At 32.5% G+C, this 18865-nt stretch carries 21 protein-coding genes and 1 pseudogene; 5 read left to right on the plus strand and 17 right to left on the minus strand.

The window, feature by feature from the left end; translation table 11 throughout:
• From JOC73_RS15230 to JOC73_RS14610, 4 genes and pseudogenes are all read right to left on the minus strand, one after another.
• Positions 1–261, minus strand: a pseudogene (locus tag JOC73_RS15230) (transposase); the annotation flags it as partial.
• A 36-nt stretch (positions 262–297) separates the two neighbouring features.
• Positions 298–1008 carry a hypothetical protein gene (locus JOC73_RS14600; protein WP_204404558.1) on the minus strand — a complete coding sequence of 237 codons (711 nt, stop codon included), beginning with the start codon at positions 1006–1008 and terminating at the stop codon, positions 298–300.
• Positions 1009–1103: 95 nt separating this feature from the next.
• Positions 1104–2906 (minus strand): UvrD-helicase domain-containing protein, encoded by a 1803-nt coding sequence (locus JOC73_RS14605; RefSeq protein WP_204404560.1) that lies wholly within the window; start codon positions 2904–2906, stop codon positions 1104–1106.
• Positions 2906–5047, minus strand: coding sequence for an ATP-dependent nuclease (locus JOC73_RS14610; protein ID WP_204404562.1), 2142 nt, complete (start codon positions 5045–5047; stop codon positions 2906–2908). Before JOC73_RS14610 ends, JOC73_RS14605 begins: the two co-directional genes overlap by 1 nt.
• Positions 5048–5408: 361 nt before the next feature.
• Between JOC73_RS14610 and JOC73_RS15350 the strand changes: the two genes are divergently transcribed.
• Together JOC73_RS15350 and JOC73_RS14615 are read left to right on the plus strand one after the other, a co-directional pair.
• A complete protein-coding gene (locus JOC73_RS15350; protein ID WP_279381073.1) occupies positions 5409–5534 on the plus strand; it encodes a hypothetical protein in 126 nt (41 codons plus the stop codon).
• Positions 5524–6024 carry an ABC transporter substrate-binding protein gene (locus tag JOC73_RS14615; RefSeq protein WP_243428000.1) on the plus strand — a complete coding sequence of 167 codons (501 nt, stop codon included), beginning with the start codon at positions 5524–5526 and terminating at the stop codon, positions 6022–6024. Before JOC73_RS15350 ends, JOC73_RS14615 begins: the two co-directional genes overlap by 11 nt.
• Positions 6025–6197: 173 nt before the next feature.
• Here the strand turns inward: JOC73_RS14615 and JOC73_RS14620 are convergent, their stop codons facing one another.
• The 3 genes from JOC73_RS14620 to JOC73_RS14630 are packed head-to-tail and all read right to left on the minus strand — an operon-like array spanning position 6198 to position 8694.
• Entirely contained in the window at positions 6198–7637 is a 1440-nt protein-coding gene (locus tag JOC73_RS14620) for an erythromycin esterase family protein (protein WP_204404564.1), read from the minus strand.
• A gap of 33 nt (positions 7638–7670) precedes the next feature.
• Entirely contained in the window at positions 7671–8366 is a 696-nt protein-coding gene (locus tag JOC73_RS14625; RefSeq protein ID WP_204404566.1) for a hypothetical protein, read from the minus strand.
• 1 nt (position 8367) lies between these two features.
• Positions 8368–8694: a PadR family transcriptional regulator gene (locus JOC73_RS14630; RefSeq protein ID WP_204404568.1), complete on the minus strand. Its 327-nt coding sequence runs from the start codon at positions 8692–8694 to the stop codon at positions 8368–8370.
• A 583-nt stretch (positions 8695–9277) separates the two neighbouring features.
• Here JOC73_RS14630 and JOC73_RS14635 point away from each other — a divergent pair.
• Positions 9278–9709 (plus strand): substrate-binding domain-containing protein, encoded by a 432-nt coding sequence (locus JOC73_RS14635; protein ID WP_204404570.1) that lies wholly within the window; start codon positions 9278–9280, stop codon positions 9707–9709.
• A 190-nt stretch (positions 9710–9899) separates the two neighbouring features.
• On the opposite strand, the gene JOC73_RS14640 is transcribed toward JOC73_RS14635, so the two are convergent.
• The 9 genes from JOC73_RS14640 to JOC73_RS15355 all read right to left on the minus strand — a co-directional run bounded on the left by JOC73_RS14640 (position 9900) and on the right by JOC73_RS15355 (position 15631).
• Positions 9900–10103 (minus strand): hypothetical protein, encoded by a 204-nt coding sequence (locus JOC73_RS14640; protein WP_204404572.1) that lies wholly within the window; start codon positions 10101–10103, stop codon positions 9900–9902.
• Between the two features lie 14 nt (positions 10104–10117).
• Positions 10118–10357, minus strand: coding sequence for a carbon-nitrogen hydrolase family protein (locus JOC73_RS14645; protein ID WP_204404574.1), 240 nt, complete (start codon positions 10355–10357; stop codon positions 10118–10120).
• Positions 10358–10466: 109 nt separating this feature from the next.
• The gene (locus tag JOC73_RS14650) at positions 10467–11228 is read right to left on the minus strand and encodes an ABC transporter permease (protein ID WP_204404576.1); all 762 of its coding nucleotides are present in this window, start codon (positions 11226–11228) and stop codon (positions 10467–10469) included.
• Complete coding sequence (locus JOC73_RS14655) at positions 11191–12129, minus strand: ABC transporter ATP-binding protein (RefSeq protein WP_204404578.1); 939 nt, start codon at positions 12127–12129, stop codon at positions 11191–11193. The genes JOC73_RS14650 and JOC73_RS14655 overlap by 38 nt, the downstream gene beginning before the upstream one ends.
• Positions 12130–12280: 151 nt before the next feature.
• A complete protein-coding gene (locus JOC73_RS14660; protein ID WP_204404580.1) occupies positions 12281–12994 on the minus strand; it encodes a LytR/AlgR family response regulator transcription factor in 714 nt (237 codons plus the stop codon).
• Positions 12995–12996: 2 nt separating this feature from the next.
• The gene (locus JOC73_RS14665; protein WP_204404582.1) at positions 12997–13827 is read right to left on the minus strand and encodes a sensor histidine kinase; all 831 of its coding nucleotides are present in this window, start codon (positions 13825–13827) and stop codon (positions 12997–12999) included.
• An 82-nt stretch (positions 13828–13909) separates the two neighbouring features.
• A complete protein-coding gene (locus tag JOC73_RS14670; RefSeq protein WP_204404584.1) occupies positions 13910–15013 on the minus strand; it encodes a sensor histidine kinase in 1104 nt (367 codons plus the stop codon).
• A complete protein-coding gene (locus JOC73_RS14675) occupies positions 14974–15501 on the minus strand; it encodes a response regulator transcription factor (RefSeq protein ID WP_243428001.1) in 528 nt (175 codons plus the stop codon). Before JOC73_RS14675 ends, JOC73_RS14670 begins: the two co-directional genes overlap by 40 nt.
• Before the next feature lie 7 nt (positions 15502–15508).
• Entirely contained in the window at positions 15509–15631 is a 123-nt protein-coding gene (locus JOC73_RS15355) for a hypothetical protein (protein WP_279381074.1), read from the minus strand.
• A 444-nt stretch (positions 15632–16075) separates the two neighbouring features.
• Between JOC73_RS15355 and JOC73_RS14680 the strand changes: the two genes are divergently transcribed.
• Both JOC73_RS14680 and JOC73_RS14685 read left to right on the plus strand, forming a co-directional pair.
• On the plus strand, positions 16076–16750 hold the full coding sequence (locus JOC73_RS14680) for a hypothetical protein (RefSeq protein WP_204404586.1): 675 nt from the start codon (positions 16076–16078) through the stop codon (positions 16748–16750).
• 304 nt (positions 16751–17054) lie between these two features.
• Positions 17055–17468, plus strand: a complete 414-nt coding sequence (locus JOC73_RS14685; RefSeq protein WP_204404588.1) for an ABC transporter substrate-binding protein — start codon at positions 17055–17057, stop codon at positions 17466–17468.
• A 306-nt stretch (positions 17469–17774) separates the two neighbouring features.
• Here JOC73_RS14685 and JOC73_RS14690 read toward each other — a convergent pair whose 3' ends face one another.
• A complete protein-coding gene (locus JOC73_RS14690) occupies positions 17775–18203 on the minus strand; it encodes a flavodoxin (RefSeq protein ID WP_204404590.1) in 429 nt (142 codons plus the stop codon).
• Between the last annotated feature and the right edge of the window lie 662 nt (positions 18204–18865).

Below are 18865 nucleotides of genomic sequence, written 5' to 3' on the forward strand. Positions count from 1 at the left end.
TGCTTGCTTTAAAATATCATTCTCCATTTTAAGCTGTTGGTTTTCTTTCCTTAGCTTAATGAGTTCAAGTTCTTCTGAAGAGCGATTATCATTTTATTTAAAAGAGCCTGTTGTTTGACTTCTTTTGATCCAGGTATTAAAGGCTGTTGGAGTCAAATCATATTCTTTCATTATTTCGTGCTTTGGTTTACCACTCTCGTAGAGCTTTACCATTTGAGCTTTAAATTCATCTGTATAGGTTCTTCTATCTCTTTTAGTCATATAAACAGATCTCCTTTTAATTATATTAATTAAAGTTTACATGACCTTATTTTTGTTGTCCAGTCTATTGTATCCTATCCACTTCTCCATAGTAATATCTAGGTGAATGCCATCTTTCTTAGCCTCAGGATCGGCAATTTTAACTTTTATTGCATCTGAAGGAAAATATGATTGAATAGCAACATTAAGTATAGGGTTTTGGCTTGCAATACTAACAAGGTTTTGAGATTGTGCCTTTGCTTTTTCAAAAGCTTTTCTACTAAATCCTCTACTTCTTCCTTTTGCTTCAATAACAACCCATCCATTTTTACTTATGTTATAACCAAATAAATCAGGTCTTGTATTACCAAGATGGTCAAGTTTATGTTTAGGCTTATAAACATCTAAATGCATCAACCACGGTACGTCTAAAAGTTTTTCAGCAAATATCTTTGCATTGGTGAGACCTAAAAAGTAAGATATTGCACCTTTCTCTGAGGGATCTAAATGCTTAAATAGTTCTGTTCTTCTGATTTTATAAGTCCCTGAATCCTCCATTAGACTGGTATATATCATTGCAGCTCTAAAAATCATTTCATACTTTGAGAATGAGTTATATTTAAATATGGCTGCATAATTATGTTTACCTAGTGTAATGGCCGCTCTTACTACATCTGCCCACGTGCATGTTAATTTTTTATCTCCAGATAAAAGACTCCCCCAAGTAGTTACATCAAAATCAGATGCCAAATAATTTATTGTAGCCATTTTACACTCTCCTCTTGTGTTTTCTTGAATAAAAAAGGTATCCTCCATATATAACTAAGTAACATGACCTACTTTTGCGTTCTTATGACTCGCTTTTACAATTTATCATACTCGTATTTATACTCCAATAAATGAGGTGTTGGTGATAAACCATAAGGTCTATAATAAGAATGAACATTCCTACCCGTTTCACAAATTAAATGTAAATTTTTTCTAGCCCTAGAACTTAAAACATACAATAATTTTTTTGAATTTATCTTTCCATTAGGATCATTAAAATGTGGTATATAATTCTCTAAGAGTGCAAACCCGATTACTGTATCATATTCTTCACCTTTTACACCGTGAATAGTAGACACAGTAATACCATCTCGTTGTTTAAATATTTTTCTGAAATTATCTATATGTTCAACAAAGGAATTACCTTCTTTTTTGAGTCTGTCAATCCTACTTCTTGAGCTGCTAAAAAACGAATTATAATGCTCTAATAAGGTTGGGTATGTACTTATGTCTATACTTAATACTTTAAAAATTTTAGTGAAAAATAATTCCAGATACTTTAATCCATCTTCTTCATCTAATTCAATAGAATTACATAATTTTAAGAAAGTTTTATTTGTAATCTCCGGAAGATTAACCCCAACTAATTCTAACTCATATAGAACTTCCCTACTCCACCTTAATCTTCTTATATACATAAATGGTGAAGGTTCTGTTAAAATAATTCTCGATACTTTAAACCAAAAATTATCAATATCTCTAGAAAAAGGGGTCATTCCTGGCCCATTGAAGCTATATTGTGGAAGTTTTATCATTAAACTTCTTGTCATACTTGCAAGGTGAACCCATTGTGGAGCTACAATACAAATTTCATTTGGGGAGATTCCCTTATCAACTACGTTATACTTAATTAGCTTAACAATTTCATCAGTTAATTTTTCTCTAGAAATACTATTATTAAAGGTTATCACACTCGGATATCCTCTATATATACCTTCTGGACTTATCATATTAGGGTGCGTTTTATAAAAGTCAAAATAATTAGTGATTTTTTCAGACGATCTATAGTTTTTAGTAAGTCCCATTTCCTTCAAACTAAAACCAAGTAACATCTCCAATTCATTTTTTTTCATAGGATATCCTCCCAAAGAATCATATATTGATTGATTAGGATCACCTACTATTACTGTTTTAGATTTTCCATCATTTGCACTTAATATTTTAGAGATAATATGATATTGAATTTCTTTTGTATCTTGGTATTCATCAATTAGAACAAATGGAAATAGCTTACTAAGAATAGTACAAACTATTGGTTGTTTTATTAATATCTGATATGCATAAAAGAGAATTTGTTCAAAATCGATTTGTCTACTTAATTTTAATACATTAAAGTAATTATTAACTATTTTATTCAAACTTTGCTGTTTGCTCTTATCTAAACATGTAAGGTAATAGCCATCAGGTTTTGCTAAAATTCCACAATCCCAGTATGTAATTTTTTGATTTTTGTATGGTTCACATAACTCATTAAATATAACCTCTGCTTCATGAGAATTGATAACTCTAAAACCATTCTTTAGCTCATCAAGGTGCTGATGATATGGTCTTAAAATCCATTCTAGACAAAATGAATGTATAGTGCCAATCCAAAGTTGGCTTGTATCAACACCTAATAGTTCCACTCTTTCTTTTATTTCATCTGCTGCATTGTTAGTATAAGTTATTGCTATTATATAATTTTTACTCGATTTAATTTTACTAAGTTCGTATGCTATTTTGTACGTCAGAGTTCTTGTCTTTCCACTGCCTGGACAAGCTATTAATAATACACTTTCTGTTTCTGTAATAGCTAATTCTTGCTCTAGATTCAATTGTCCCTTTTCCCATGCAAACATTATAAAAACCTCTTTAAAAATATTATTATTTGATCATCACTCATTACTTTTTCTATTTCACCTATTAACTCATCTAATAAAGTATTACGACTTCTAAATTTCATTAGTGTATTGTAACAATCACCTAAATCAAGTGAACTGTTAACTTTTAGGTTTTCATTTAATCTATATTCAACAATATCTGCAAGTAAATTATCACTATAAGCTTCCTTAGCAAAAATTATTGCATCCAATATATATTCTGGTATTTCGGTTTTAAAACTCACATGATTTCCGAGCATAATTGCAAACCAGCCTTTTCCTGCTTGTTTTGCCATTGTCAAAACTCGTTTTCCATAAATTGATACATCATCTGACTTAATTTCTCTCTCACTTAAATCTATCGTATCTTTATCCAAATATACTTTATCAATAACTTTAGTAACCTCCAATTCATTTCCACTCATTAAAAAATCCACTTCAAAAGTGTACTGAGCATAGAATGTTTTAATCCATTGATTACCCCTTTCAAATTCATCAAGCTTAACTTTTCTTTCTAATCCTTTAATCTTTGAGTTTTGTACTCTTGTCTTATACTTCTTAATTTTTTCACTATCTCCATGAATAAATGTCGTATCACAAATAGCATCATCTAAATCTGTCAAGATACTACATCTTCTTCTAATTCTATTGTTGTGAAATAACTGTGCTACATTTTCAAATCCTGTACTTCTAATATTTATAAGACTAATTCCTAATTCGTCTAAACTAACCCCTAGGACCTTCTTAACCATTTGTGGAATAAGAATTTCTTCCGCATCACCCTCTACCAGTATCACTCCTTTTGCAAAAAGTAGATTAGTTCTTACTGCATCTAGATATCTTTGAATTTCATTAATTCTCGCATTGGCTAGGTCTTTCGATGGTTGATATACCTCTGCATAATTCTGTTTTTTAGTTAAGATATTGATGTTTTCAACATTACTTACCTCTGATATTTGTGTTGAATGAGTTGAATAGATTATTTGAGTATCTCCATAGTCTAGCTTATCGAACAAAGTTTTTTGAATATGGTTATGTATATGTGCTTCTGGTTCTTCAATAATTAAAAAGTTTGCGAAGGTATCCTTAGACTTTGAATATTTGAACTCTAATAATTTCAGCGTTAAAAAAATTAAATTTGCACCGCCTAAACTAAGTTCATGTACTCCACCTTCATAGTCCTCATCCGGCTCTCCAATATATAACTTTAAAGATTTTAAAAGTTTATCTGCTTCATCTGGAAGGCTTGATTTAATAGAAAGTGAAGAAGGTGAATAAGTCTGCCCAACAGCATCGCTAATTGTTGACTTTATATCCTTTCTAATATTTTGAACATCCTCTAAAGCCTCAATTCTATTATTTAAATCTGTGACTAAATCGCTTATGGGTTTATAGTCAGTCTCTTTTATTTCTCCACTCCTGCTTTTTAAAAGCCCTAAGAGTGGATTAGTTCTATTATTATGAAAATCGCTAACAACATCCCTTAATGCCTGTATAAAAGTGAATGCTACTTCATTTGCAACTGATAGTTGATGAGGGATTTTTATTCCAAATTTTGAACCATCTATAGTATTTGGGAATTTTACCCTACTAAAATCTCCTACTAGCTCTTTATAAACTTCCGGATCGCTAAAATCTACTGTGCTTTTCCCGGTAAAAAATGTTTCATAATTATCTTTAACAGTAATAATGTCTAAGATTTTTTTTAGACCTTCTTGGTCTCCTTCTTGTAATTGGGATAATTTTTGTCTAATATCTGCTTTAGGTCTAAAAAATAAATTATAAGTAGCTTTTTTAACATAATCATTTTGGGTAATACCTACGCCATGTATAAACAAGGATTGGATAGCTTCTTCATCATTTATTTCATCAAATTCAATACTTATAATTATCCAATGACCTTTCCAATTATCTTTACCAAGCCTTCTATTAAAATCATTCTCATTTAATTTATACGCATACTGTAACGATGCATCTTCAAGTAAAAGTCTTATTGCTCTGAACAAATTTGTCTTTCCTGAACCATTTTCTCCAATGATAGTATTAATGCCTTTATTAAATTCAAATTTACAATTTGGAAAATTTCTATAGTTTATTAGATTTACTTTTGATATATACATTTATCAACATTCCCCTTTTTAAAAATCAATTTGTTTTATAACTAAATATTCTACCTGCTAAAATTAATACTTATGTATACAAAACCACTTTCCACCAACATAATGCTGAACTTAGTTATTACGTGAAGTTAGAAGAAGAATTTTTGTCTTCCTGATTCACTACGCTGAACATGATACACAATATTTATTCTACAATTATTATTTATCTCCTTTTTTATTACATAATTTTACATCATTAGAAGCTGTTCTCCTTTTAATGACATAGCTAGGCAGAATAAATACTACTCTATATAATTTAAGATACATATTAAATAATAGGACAACTCACCCCCCTCATATATATAACCAGGGGGTGTTGCCTTTGGACGAAATAATCTACACCGGAAAGGTAACAAAAGAAGAGGTATTTGAAGAGATGAACGAAATACTTAGTAGAATCTTAGACGATTTAATTGAACAAGGAAAAATAGGAGTTGATGAAAAATAATCAACTCCTTAGTTGCTTCAATTTCTGGTGGTATCATGGAGATGACTATACAACATTATTTGAACCTACTGCTTCTATGCTAGAAAAAGAAGGTAAAGGTTATGTTGTAGCATCTGTAGGAGCAGAAAGCGGGTATATCCCTTATACTGCCTACAGTGCTAGAAAGAGCTATATTGAAGATAATCCAGAGATTATTCAAGCCTTTGCAAATGCCATCCACAAGGGTATGCTTTGGGTAGAATCCCATACGGCTGCTGAAGTAGCTAGATCTATTCAGCCCCATTTCCCAGATGCAGATATGGATATACTCATTTCAGTTGTCAATCGTTACCGTGATATCGGTGCATGGGCTCCTGATTTAGTACTATCTGAGGAAGGTCTAGACCGTCTACAGGACGTTATGACTGAGGCTGGCGAGCTTGATAAGAGAGTTCCTTATGATAAGGTTGTAAATACTGAGTTTGCAAAGAAGGCTATGGAGAAGAAGTAGTTAAGTAATTAAGTAAAATAATTCATAAAGACATAACCACCTCCTATGGTAGAAGATAAGCCTACGTGTTGACTACTTCTTCTATAGGAGGTTTTTTAAATAATATGATTTTAACTATCCAGACTTCATGAATTTTTGATAAGAATCAATTATCTTAAGTTAGGATAATAATCTTAATATTTAAGAAACTTTAATCCATGCACCCACTTAATTAAGGATCTCTCAGTAACCCAAAGCCAAAGCAAAAACGAAAATAATACAATTACTAATACAATTGCTAACCGTTTAAGATAATGATTTCTTAATACAATATGCCCACTCATATGACTACTTTCTGCCCCTTCAACCCCGATGGCAGCTGAGGTATCATCTATAAATATGATAGCATCAAAGACATCAATGGGTGCTGAAGGCATGAACTGATGTAAATATGGACTGTAGGTTGCGCCAATATAACGTATATAATGGGGTTCAGACAACCAGTTAGCTAGTGCCTCATCTTTTGCTGAGGATTTGAAGTCAAGCAATCCTATAGGCATTCCTGTCTTGTGGAAACTATAAGCAAAGCTACCTTTATGAGTTTTGACGTCAAATTCTGCTATATTTCTTAAAACTCCTCCAAATACACTTCTTGGTCTTGCTCTTAAGCTACCTTGATAAAAATCAAATCCTATGGCGTATAGTTCATCTGTATAAACTTCATGTAAATTTTTCCCCATAGGGATTAAAGGCCCAAGCTCTCTTCCAATATGTCCATTATGAGCCCACAGCATAATCCGTTCATTACCAAATTGCTTTTCGTAATCTACAATCCATTGAACATTTTCAGCCATATAATCATCTCTGAGATTAAATGAATCTAGACGTTCACGTTTATCCAAAATTGCTGCATTTTGTTTAATAATATTTAAATGTTGATAGATCATATTGTACTCACTCTCTGAAGTATGGTTTATATATGATTGTTTATTTTGATCTAATAATAACGCTAAGTCTTCAGTAGTTAAATTATTAATATTTGTACTGCCCTCATTGCCAATAGCACTATCTACTTTTCTTAAGTACTCACTGATGCGAGTTTTGCTAACTTCAGTATTTTGCATATCAAATCCATAAAACTTGATTTTAGAAGTATTATTTGGATTCTGATTGTAGATTCTCATCCATTCTATTAAATTAGCCACCTCTTCTGTTTGGTAGAAGCTAATTTGTAGAGCTTTAAGAGAATCAGTTAAGTTTCCTTCCCCATGCAGAATATAATCGTTTACAACCTGAGCTCCACCAAACTCAGCCTCTATGGCAAAAACCCTGTAACCCATTTCTTCAACTAAAAATTCAAACATCCTATGCTTCATTTCAAAGAACTCTTTTGTACCATGGGTAGCTTCCCCCATAGCAATGACCCTCTTATTTTGTAATATTTCTTTTAAAGGTTCTAAATCATCAAATCCGCTCCCAGCCTTTGTTGTCTTAAGTTGAATTAAATGATTTACTAATGTATTAGGAGCTTCCGACGATTTAGGTCTTGTGGAATTTATGTTTATGGCTAGTATTATAGCATATAAGACTATAGCTGCTATAATTATTCCCAAAACAATATTTCTTTTTTTCATTTTCTCTCCTCCAAATCTATTTACCAAATAGCATTATTTTAAGTCATCAATAAAGTTGTTTTTGCCTTGGGCCAATCTATGGATATTTTTAACCTTCAAACATTTTACAAGTAACAACATTAGACCAGATATCACTATTGTAGGTACAACTTCAGGTCCAATCGTATCACCGTAGGCATACTGCTTATCAGCTAGCAAGTTTGTTAAATTAATTAAAATTATAAACAATGATATTGATATTAGAGATGGCAGAGCTTTTTTGATTCCCTTGTCGGCAACAAACAGTGGCCCTATAATCTCTTCTGTTAAAAAACCAATTAATACAAATCCCAAATAATAAAGATATGAAATAATTGGATTTATTGGCCCTCTTCTCCCATAGCCAAAAATTGCTGTAACTGTGAAAAAAAACAAGAAAAGTCTAGATAGCCTTTCTAAAAATTTTAACCAAATCTCTCTAGTGCATGGTCCCCCACTATTATTTATGATTTCATTAGCAAATCCTATTACGTCATCACCGATAGCCTCTTGTAAACTAGAATCCCTCAATCTCAATTCCTGTGCCATTCCTATTAAATCCCTTTGAATAACATGTCGATCATATGAGTTAACCTTAAAAACACTCATGCTTTTCATTATTTTTTTAATCATCCACCAATCTTCTTCTTTTAATTTTAGTGCTTGCTTTTCATTTTCTCTTTTTAATAACATTATTTCATTATCAGGCATATTATCTTTCTCCTCTCATTATCCTATCAACAGAGTTTTTTACATCATTCCACGCAGACTCAAATTCTTCTAAAAAGGTTTTTCCCATATCAGTTAGAAAGTAATATTTCCTTTTTGGCCCAAGGGGTGACTCCTTATAGGTAGATGATATTATTTTCTTTTTTTCCAATCTTACTAAAATAGGATAGATGGAACCTTCCTTTGCATCGTCAAATCCATAGTCTTGCAGTCGGGAAACTATCTCATAACCGTATGTTTCCTCCATGCTTATAATTTTTACTATACTGCCTTCTAATGTGCCCCTCATTAATTGAGAACGATCTACCATTATACTCACCTACCTTGCACCACATAATAGTTAACTACATTGTACTGCATAGTAGCTTAGCTGTCAATATAAGGAATTGAATAGTTCTGATTTGTAATAGAAAACCCCACTGAAGCAACAATATAGTTCTTTGTGCTTTGTAGGGTGGTAATATCATATCCATGCTGTTCAGGAAGCCCATAATATACTAGAGAAGCATTATAGTAATCCCCCCCAGTATTGAATCCTTAAGCAAAATGGTATTTCTAAATGAACAAAAGCTGAAAATAAGAAGGCTCTAAGAAGTAAATAACCTTCAGAACCTTCTTATTTTCAGGCAACTTATAAAATGCTTTAGTTTAATAACCAATTGACTTCTAATTGTTTGCTTTATCTCTATTTTGCTCATTCCAACTTTTTGCATTATTTCAAAACGCTCTTTATCATCATAACCCTCCTTCACTAACACTGGACGCCCTCATAATTACCTCTCTGGGATAGCGGTGTTTGTCAAATAAGTTGTCGTATGATAATTTTATTATGTGATTATCTCCATCGATTTGCCATTTACATTGAGCCTCTACATCCATGGTAGATGCCCTTGATGGAAAGCCTGAATGTTGCCGCTTTCATAGGACTTCCATTATCAGAATGCAAAACTAAGGACTTAGAAAGCGGATATATCCCTTATACTGCCTACAGTGCAAGAAAGAGCTATATTGAAGAGAATCCAGAGGTTATTCAAGCCTTTGCAAATGCCATCCACAAGGGTATGCTTTGGGTAGAATACCATACGGCTGCTGAAGTAGCTAGATCTATTCAGCCCCATTTCCCAGATGCTGACATGGATATTCTCATTTCTGTTGTCAATCGTTATCGTGATATCGGTGCATGGGCTCCTGATTTAGTACTATCTGAGGAAGGTCTAGACCGTCTACAGGACGTTATGACTGAGGCTGGCGAGCTTGATAAGAGAGTACCTTATGATAAGGTTGTCAATACTGAATTTGCTAAGAAGGCTATGACGAAGAAGTAATCAAGTAGGAGTGAAGCAAAAAATAAATTAATAAAGACATAACTGCCTCCTAAAGTTGAAGGAAGTCTGTAACCTGGGCTACTTCTATTCTAGGAGGTTCTTTTCCTGCTTATGCACGGCTGGTACACATAAATTAATATTTAGTTGTACAGATTTTTGCTACAATCAGTAAATGTTTAATTTAAATACATTAATTTATTTGCCAATTAATCGAATATCTACAAGCAACTCCAGATTTACTAACTATTATTTTATAAACACCCTTAAAATCGGCTTCATAATCAAATTGTCCTTCATCAACAAGTTCCTTCTTAAGGACATTTTCTCCTTTAGTATTTACCAATGTCATGATTATATTTCCCTTGAAAGTAGAGGCTGTGTATGTAAAATGCACTTTATCCCCCAGTTCTAGTTGAATTTCATGCGAATCCGTTCCAGAATGGCTTTGCAACTCTCTTGAACCGGACCCGCTTGACCTACGCCGACAAATATGCCCAGTTCTTTAGCTAGTAAACCTGCCCTTGTAGCGGTATCACCATTTTTAAGTTCTCCATCCTCCCAAATAGTTTGATTAGGGATATAGCCACAGCTAGAAAGCTCTGGCAATGCTACAGGCTTAGCTCCTTCATTTGCTACCTGACGAATCAATTTCTCTGAAGTTGCAAAGCTTTTGCTTCACTCACCACTATAATTCTTAAGTTGAATTGCTGCTATTTTAACAGTTCTACTCATTTAAAAGCCTCCATTTACATATCTTTTAACCATACAAGTCGCTCCATTTAAATCTATTTATGCCTATTAAAAGAAGTATGCCACTAACTCCTAGAAGAATTGTTAATTGAACTGGATAGTCCCATATACTTTTTCCCATAATCCAAATTCCCCTCATCATATGAAGACCGTGAATAATAGGATTAAATATTTGTGAAAACAGACGAATTTTTTCTGGAAACATTTCTGGGGGAAAAGTCATTCCTCCTAAGAACATTTGAAAATAAAAAATTATTAATGCTACTGACTGATAAGTGGAACTTTTTGTAAAAATGCTACCTACGCAAAATGTTACTGTGAATTGGAAAAAATTTATAAGCAATAATATCAACAATACTTGAAATAAGTTATCTATAGGTAATCTAACTCCATTTGTAATCACAGCTGTAATAATCAATGTTGCTATTCCTAAAATTTGAAAGATAAATACAGCTAAAAATAGAGCTCCAGCCACCTGTAGAGGTTTAAATCCCATTAGTTTATATTTAATAAAAAAGTTATGCTCCTTATGGCTTATAAGCATATGACCAAAAATCAATAATATGGTATTGGTTGTTACGATAGGAATGTATGCCGGAAGAAGAAAATCAATAGCTTCAAAGCTTCCATTATAGAACAACTCACCTGCCAGCATGTTACTAAAAAAAACATACATAATCACGGGAAATACAATAATAAAAAATAAATTTATGAATTCTCTCGATTGTAATTTAAACTGATAAGTCACTAATGCATTTAGTTTCTTCATTTACTATCCTCCCCTCCTCATCTAATCGATACCCTGCTACTTTCAAAAATACATCCTCTAAGCTTGGAGCTTTTACGATCAGGTTTTTAATTCCCACATCATCAAATAATTCTTTTAATACTTTTCCATCATTGTTTGTACGGATTTGATAACGTCCATCTGTTAAACTGATTGCTTCATATTTCATCAACTTAAAGCTTGCTCTTTCATCAGAGATTTGAAATTCTATGATTTTTTCTCCACTAGAATATTTATCTATTGCTGAACTCACACCTCCAAAATATGCCATCTCTCCTTTGTTTAATATAATGATGCGATCTGCTAAATACTCAATTTCGTCTAGGAAATGACTGCTTAAAATAATTGTTACATTTCTTTTTTTATTAATTTCCTTCAATACTTCCCAAACCTTCCGTCTAGCTAGGGGATCTAATCCTGTGGTTAGTTCATCTAAAAATATCACCTCTGGCTGATGAACTAGAGTCAACAATATCGAAAGTCTTTGCAGATTTCCACCAGATAAATGTTTGATATAAGTGTTCTTTTCATTAATTAGCTCGAACTCTTGAAGTAAAGCATCTATGTCTATATCGCTTTGGGTTAATCTTTTATATAACTTACAAATATCGATTACCTTAGACTTTCCTTCAAAGTAACTTTTTTGCATTTGTACCCCTATGTGGTCATATAAGCTCTTGTGGTCAAATATAAACTCTAACTCGCCTTCATTTGGTTTATACACATCCACCATTGTATTAATCAATGTACTTTTTCCTGCCCCATTATGACCTACAATACCGATAATTTCTCCCATCTTCACATTAAAGGTAATATTTTTTAAGGCTATCTTATCTTTAAAGGATTTGTTTAATCCCTGAATTTTTATAATGTATTCATCCATTGTTTTATCTCCTCTCCTCCTCCAACTTACTTACATTTTAACATCCAAATAACTTTTAATGAATATTTTTCATTCCTATATATCAAGAATTCAGGCCTTAAAATGGTGTTTTTAAATCCAACGAAAAAATCTGCCCGTATTTTCTGGCAGATCACCCCTTTAGCAGATGTATTTTATCCTTTGTAATCAATGCATTTTTTGTCTCATCAGTATTTTTGAAAAATATAACGTAGGAAGAATCCCCATAGGGCTCAATCTTTTCAATATTTTTCAAATTAACGATATAGGACTTATGAGTTCTTAAAAAAAATGATGTTAGCTTCTTTTCAATCTCTCCAAGACTAGCTCTAGTTGTAAACTTCTTAGTATGAGTGTGGATAATTAGCTCCTTATTATCCTTTTCAATATAATTAATTTCTTCCATGTTAATTAAAAAGTAATTTTGTTTATCCTTGATCATCAAAATTAAATTCTCCTTTAAAGATTCCTCAAATTTATCCCCATGGTGCTCTTCAATGATCCTCTCTAGATTTTCTTTTACACGTAAAAAATCAATCGGTTTCAATATATAATCATAAGCTCGAATTTCATAGGATTCGCAGGCATAATTTTGATAGGCTGTAACAAAAACAATCTTTAAATTTTCATTTAGTCCTTTTATCAATTTAGCAGCTTCAAGACCATCCATAATTGGCATATCAATATCCATAAATGCTAAATCTATATTATATTTTTTAACAATATCAACAGCCTCTTCCCCATCTTTAGCCAAATAAATCTCTTTTACTTGTGGATGCTCTTCAATTACTTTTTTCATTACTTTTCCCGTATAGAAATCGTCATCACAAATTAATATATTTATCATCCTTAATCCCTCAATTCTACTTCAAAAGTAATATTTTCTCCATCTTTATAAACCTCTATCTTACCATTGTATTGATCCACTAGATTTTTTACAATACTGAGTCCGTAGCCCCTACCACTAGAAGCCTTTGAAGAAAAACCCTGTTTAAAAAAGGCTTGTAAGTCCTGATTCTCTTCTTGGTAAGGATTACTTATTTTAAATATATATCCCTTTAAATCCACTCTATGCTCTAAGTGAAAATGAATTCTTTGAGATAGGTTGCCATGACTTAATACATACTCCAGAGCATTTTCTAATAAGTTACAAATAATACTTGCAAGATCCCAAGGGTTAATATTTTTCAACTTCACCCGACAATATCTTTCTACTATGAATTCAACTCCTTTTTGATTAGCAAGTTCTTTTTTCGTATTTACAAGAGCTGTTAAGGTTGGATTTCCAAGACGTAGAAAGTGTCCTGTAAAGCGATAATTATTGGCGATCCCTTGAAGGTACTCCTGGGCTACCGTATACTCTTCTAGAATTAACATAGATGTTACGGTTTGAATATGATTGATATGGTCATGCCCTTGCTGACGTAAGAGGTCTATTAAGACCTCCGTATTTCTTAAATCACTTTTAATCATGTCTAATTCCTTCTCTTTTGTCCCAGACTGGAGAATACGAAATAATATATAGGTATTGACCATAGAAAGTATAATTACGCATATCAAGCTATAATAAGAACGATTGGTACCCTCTACACCTAGTTGCTTTGAGTATACGATTACCACTAACAGTAAAATGAGTATCTGCCCTACTAAAGATCCAATCTGAAGCTTATTTTTTTTCATACTATGTCCTCCAGTTTTTAATACTTCTAGCATAATAGCATATCTATAATATTTCCCTTATGACAAAATTCTAAATACCGACTTAACTAACTTTTGGGATCCTTAAAGTAACGTTCACACCCTTCTCCATGCCATTTTCTATAGAAAGTTTACCATGGTGGACATTCATAATACTTCTTACAATTATTAGTCCTAAGCCTTGTCTCTTATTCATTGCCTTCTGGTAACCGCCATCTCCATTAATTATATCTAGCCTATCCTGCGGAATACCTGTACCATTATCAGAAATCACTATCGTCGCATGTTTAGACTTAGTGCATTCCTTGGGCACAACTGCCTTTATACTGCAGCCTTCCTTATTATAATTAACACTATTCGTTATTATATTGATTAGTGCTCTCAGCATTAGCCCTCTATCTACCATGACAGTTATATCTTCATCTTCTATAATGATTTCCGTATTGCAATTTCTAACAATCCCACTATTTTTACAACTTGTAATTGCTTCATTTACAACATCTGTCAATTTAACGATAGATAGTGTTAGGGGCTGCATGTTACATTGTAGGGAAGTTGCAAGATTTAAGTTTGTAACGAGTTCCTTTATTCTTAGAGAATTTTCAGTTATAATTTTCGCTTCTTCCCGCACTTCTTTCGGTAAGGAATCATCGTCTTTAATCATTGCAGAATATCCTAAAATCATTGATAAAGGTGTTCTCACATCGTGAGAAATTGCAGCAATCCAGTTCTCAATAGCATGATTGCGAAGCTTAATTTTTTTGATTTTATCTACAATAATTTTTGATATTTCATTTATGCTATCAGCTAAATCTTTATATATTCCCTTTTCTTTTAAGGATGTCTCCTTTTCAAATTTTAGTGAAAAAATCCCCTTAATTAGTCTATTGAGTGGCTTATTTAGTACTCTATTTAGACCAATTGTCAGGATAGTTAAAATTACTGTATTTAAAATAATGATATATATGTATATAATTGGTACAGAGTTTTTAACATTTGAAGGTATGTGTAGATTATATTTATCCATAGAGTTTTTGGGATAACCCATTATTAGTAGGTTTTCTTTAATTTGCCACAGAAAAATAGGATAATCCTTAAAATAACTCTTAGACATGATTGCAATATCATTTATTGTATAAAAATTATTGATATCTTTTGGTTTATACAATTGAAAATAATATGTCTTATATGTACCATCAAGGTATTTTCATAGCCAAAAGAATTTTCTTCCCAAGCCTGCTGACAAAGTGTATCCGTAGTAACAATAGTGTTTGTATTTTTATACAGGACAGATAAGATTGCATGCTCTTTTGCAGTTAGGTAAAATGTTCTGCCATTTCTTATTACTTCTGCCTTTTCCAGATCAATTGCACAGGAATCAAGATATACTATTGGTGTCATAGACTTGGCACTACTTACATAAGTTCTTTTTAAAATTGCATTCACTCTTAAATTTAACTCTCTTGGCAAAAATGGCTTTACGATATAATCATCAGCACCAAGTCCCAAACCCAACAGCCTGTCTTCTGCCTCTCCCCTTGCCGTAAGGAAAACTATCGGGATTTCATAATGTTTCTTAAAAATATTAATCAAGGAAAAGCCATCTCCATCAGGAAGCATAATGTATAAAATGGCAATTTCCGGCTTATTACTCATAAATTTTCTATTGCCTCACTACAGGATGCTGCGGTATATATTTTTTAAATCCTTCCTTCTTAAAGATTTTTTCTATCATCCTTAGTAACTCAGGTTCGTCATCCACTACTAATATCTTTTTATCTTTCATTGAAAACATCATTATCACCTATTCCATTTTCATATTCTTTATTATACCATATGGATAATTTTCCAAACAACTTCTTCTAAAAACTAAGGTTATCTTAAGGTAAGGTGAAGTCAGTGAAGAAAATATTTGTCAAGCTCTTGAAACATACTAAAATTAGCATTATTTGTATACTTGGAGCACTTTTCTTTTTATTTCTATTAGTTACGTCAATCATAAAGTACAACTAAAAAAAGAATCCAGCATCTTAGTTCCTCCCGGCAAGCTTGTTGAGGTAAACAATAAAAAACTTCATGTGTATGTTGAAGGAAAAGGTGAACAAACCTTAGTATTTATGTCAGGGTTAGGTATTGTTGCCCCAGTGGTTGAAATGAAGCCTCTATACAGAAATATGTCTATTATTATAGAATTGCTGTAGTTGACAGAACAAGCTATGGGTTTAGTGAGATGTCAAGAGACTCTAGAGATATTGATACCATACTTGAAGAAACAAGAGAGGCTTTAATCAAATCTGGTGAAAAACCTCCCTACGTTTTGTTTCCTCATTCAATCTCTGGTGTAGAGGCTATATATTGGGCACAAAAATATCCTAATGAAGTTAAAGCTACTATTGGACTTGATATAGGTATCCCAAAAGGATATGTAGAACAAGGATTGCCGAAATCTGCATTGTTTTTAAGAAAAACCCAATTGTTGCTTGTAAAACTTGGAGTTCATAGGTTTTTTCCATCTGTTACTCTTCATAAACCAGTTCTAGATTCCGATTATCTTTCTCAAGAAGATAAAGATCTATATAAAGCATTAATGTATAAAAAATTGCTTACAAAAGATATCATTAATGAACTGGGTTCTGTAATGAAAAACTCAAGTAAATCTCTTGAACTAGATTTACCAACAAAGACTCCTATTTGTATTCTTCTTGCTACCCCTTTAACAGAAGAAGAAAGAACAAAAAAGTCTACTGTTGTAACAGAAAGATATAACTATTTCAACGATTATGTATCAAATTTTGAAAAAGGTCAAGTGATTCCTTTAGCTGGAAAACACTCACTATATTTGTATACTCCAGAAAATATTGCAAAGGTAAGTAAAGAATTTTTGAGAAGTATAAGCAGTCCATAAAATTAGTATATCATCATAAAAATTAAAATGTGTTATCCATAGTTCAATGAACTTTCATTCTACACACTTTAACTCCCCTTATGTAGCATCTATTTAGGCGTGTTGTCTTTGTAAGAAATAATCTACACAGGAAAGGTATCAAGTTAAGAGGTATTCGAAGAAACGAAATACTTAGTAGAATCTTAGACGATCTAATTGAACAAGGAAAAATAGGAGTTGATGAAGAATAATCAACTCCTTAGTTGTTTAAATATTTGGTGGTATCATGGAGATGACTATACAACTCTATAAACTTACCGCTTCTATGCTAGAAAAAGAAGGTAAGGGTTATGTTGTGGCATCTGTAGGAGAAGAAAGCGGATATATTCCTTACACTGCCTACAGCGCTAGAAAGAGCTATATTGAAGAGAATCCAGAGGTTATTCAAGCCTTTGCAAATGCCATCCACAAGGGTATGCTTTGGGTAGAATCCCATACTGCTGCTGAAGTAGCTAGATCTATTCAGCCCCATTTCCCAGATGCTGATATGGATATTCTCATTTCTGTTGTCAATCGTTATCGTGATATCGGTGCATGGGCTCCTGATTTAGTACTATCTGAGGAAGGTCTAGACCGTCTACAGGACGTTATGACTGAGGCTGGCGAGCTTGATAAGAGAGTTCCTTATGATAAGGTTGTCAATACTGAATTTGCTAAGAAGGCTATGGAAAAGAAATAATTAAGTAATCCATAAGATATTCATAAAGACATAACCGCCTCCTAAAATGGAAGAAAGCCTGTAATTGGGGCTACTTCAAACCTAGGAGGTTTTTTATGCTCATCCATAGAGGTTAATATTTTTTCTGCACTTAATACTCCAACGGGAGGCTACAAATAATATATCCCTCAATCAGTATAGAAACGGCAAACCTTTTATAAAAACAATAGGTTCTAGGGTAGTGCTATTACCCTAGAACCGTTATGGATGTTTGACATAAAGTTTATGCCATTGATATGTAATTTAAAGGAGTTTAACTCCTATTCTTTAAGCTAATGACTTCGCAAATGCTTCAATTGCCGCAATATTATCATCAACATCCCCATCAACCTTTAACCCTTCTCCAATAACCTTGGCACCGCATTCTGATGCTTTCTCAGTAATCAGATTCACAGCTTCACAAAATACATCTGGGAAACCATCATTGTCTCCACAACCAAACACGGCAACCTCCTTGCCACTTAATAGTCCACTGTTCATAGACTCATAGAACCCTAAGAAATCATCTTGAATTTCACCATAGCCCCAAGTAGATGATCCAAATAGAACAAGGTCAGCAGAAGTAATCATATCATCCTTTACATTGCATACATTAGCTACAGTAACATCACACTCAGCCATATTGTCTTTAATCATTTCTGCTACTCTTTCTGTATTACCTGTTGTACTTCCATAGATTATTGAAACCTTTTTCATTATTATTCCTCCTATTTTATCAATTAATTGATACTGATTATCATTGTCGTTTAAATTTTATCAGATTGCCTTTTGATTGTCAATATTAAAACAAACTTATCCACGAAAAACTTATCATTTTTTATGTTTAGGTTGTTTTAGCCTCGGACAGTATCTGATATGCTCTGAAAGACTTTTTAAAATCAAAATAAAAAGGCTCTCAAAAGTATTTAACCTTCAGAACCTTCTTTATTGTTTATGACTTTTTTATTTTCAGGTAACTTATAAAATATTTTAGTTTAATATAAGCTGTCCTCATATATTGGGCGAATACTAAAAACATACTACTTAAAATTATCAATGGATAGGTTACAGTTGTTGTCACGCTCTCAGAGTTAGATACAATCAATAACCAACCTATACTTATTAGAACTGTCCTTGTAATATACCTTTTAAATTTTGAATCTAAGATGTCATTCCTATTACGATACCCACTATTTTTATCGTTGCTTTTGCTATGATAAATATACAACAATATACAAATAATAATCCCCAATATAACTCCCTTTTGATAGAGGTTCATTTGGGTGTTTTTGGCAAGTACTTTTTCAAACATTGCGGAACTTAATTTTCCAAGCACCCCATTTCCATTACTGGGATTTCATGGTAGAATGTGTAAGTCT

It is taken from the genome of Alkaliphilus hydrothermalis (assembly GCF_016908555.1).
GTDB lineage: Bacteria > Bacillota > Clostridia > Peptostreptococcales > Natronincolaceae > Alkaliphilus > Alkaliphilus hydrothermalis.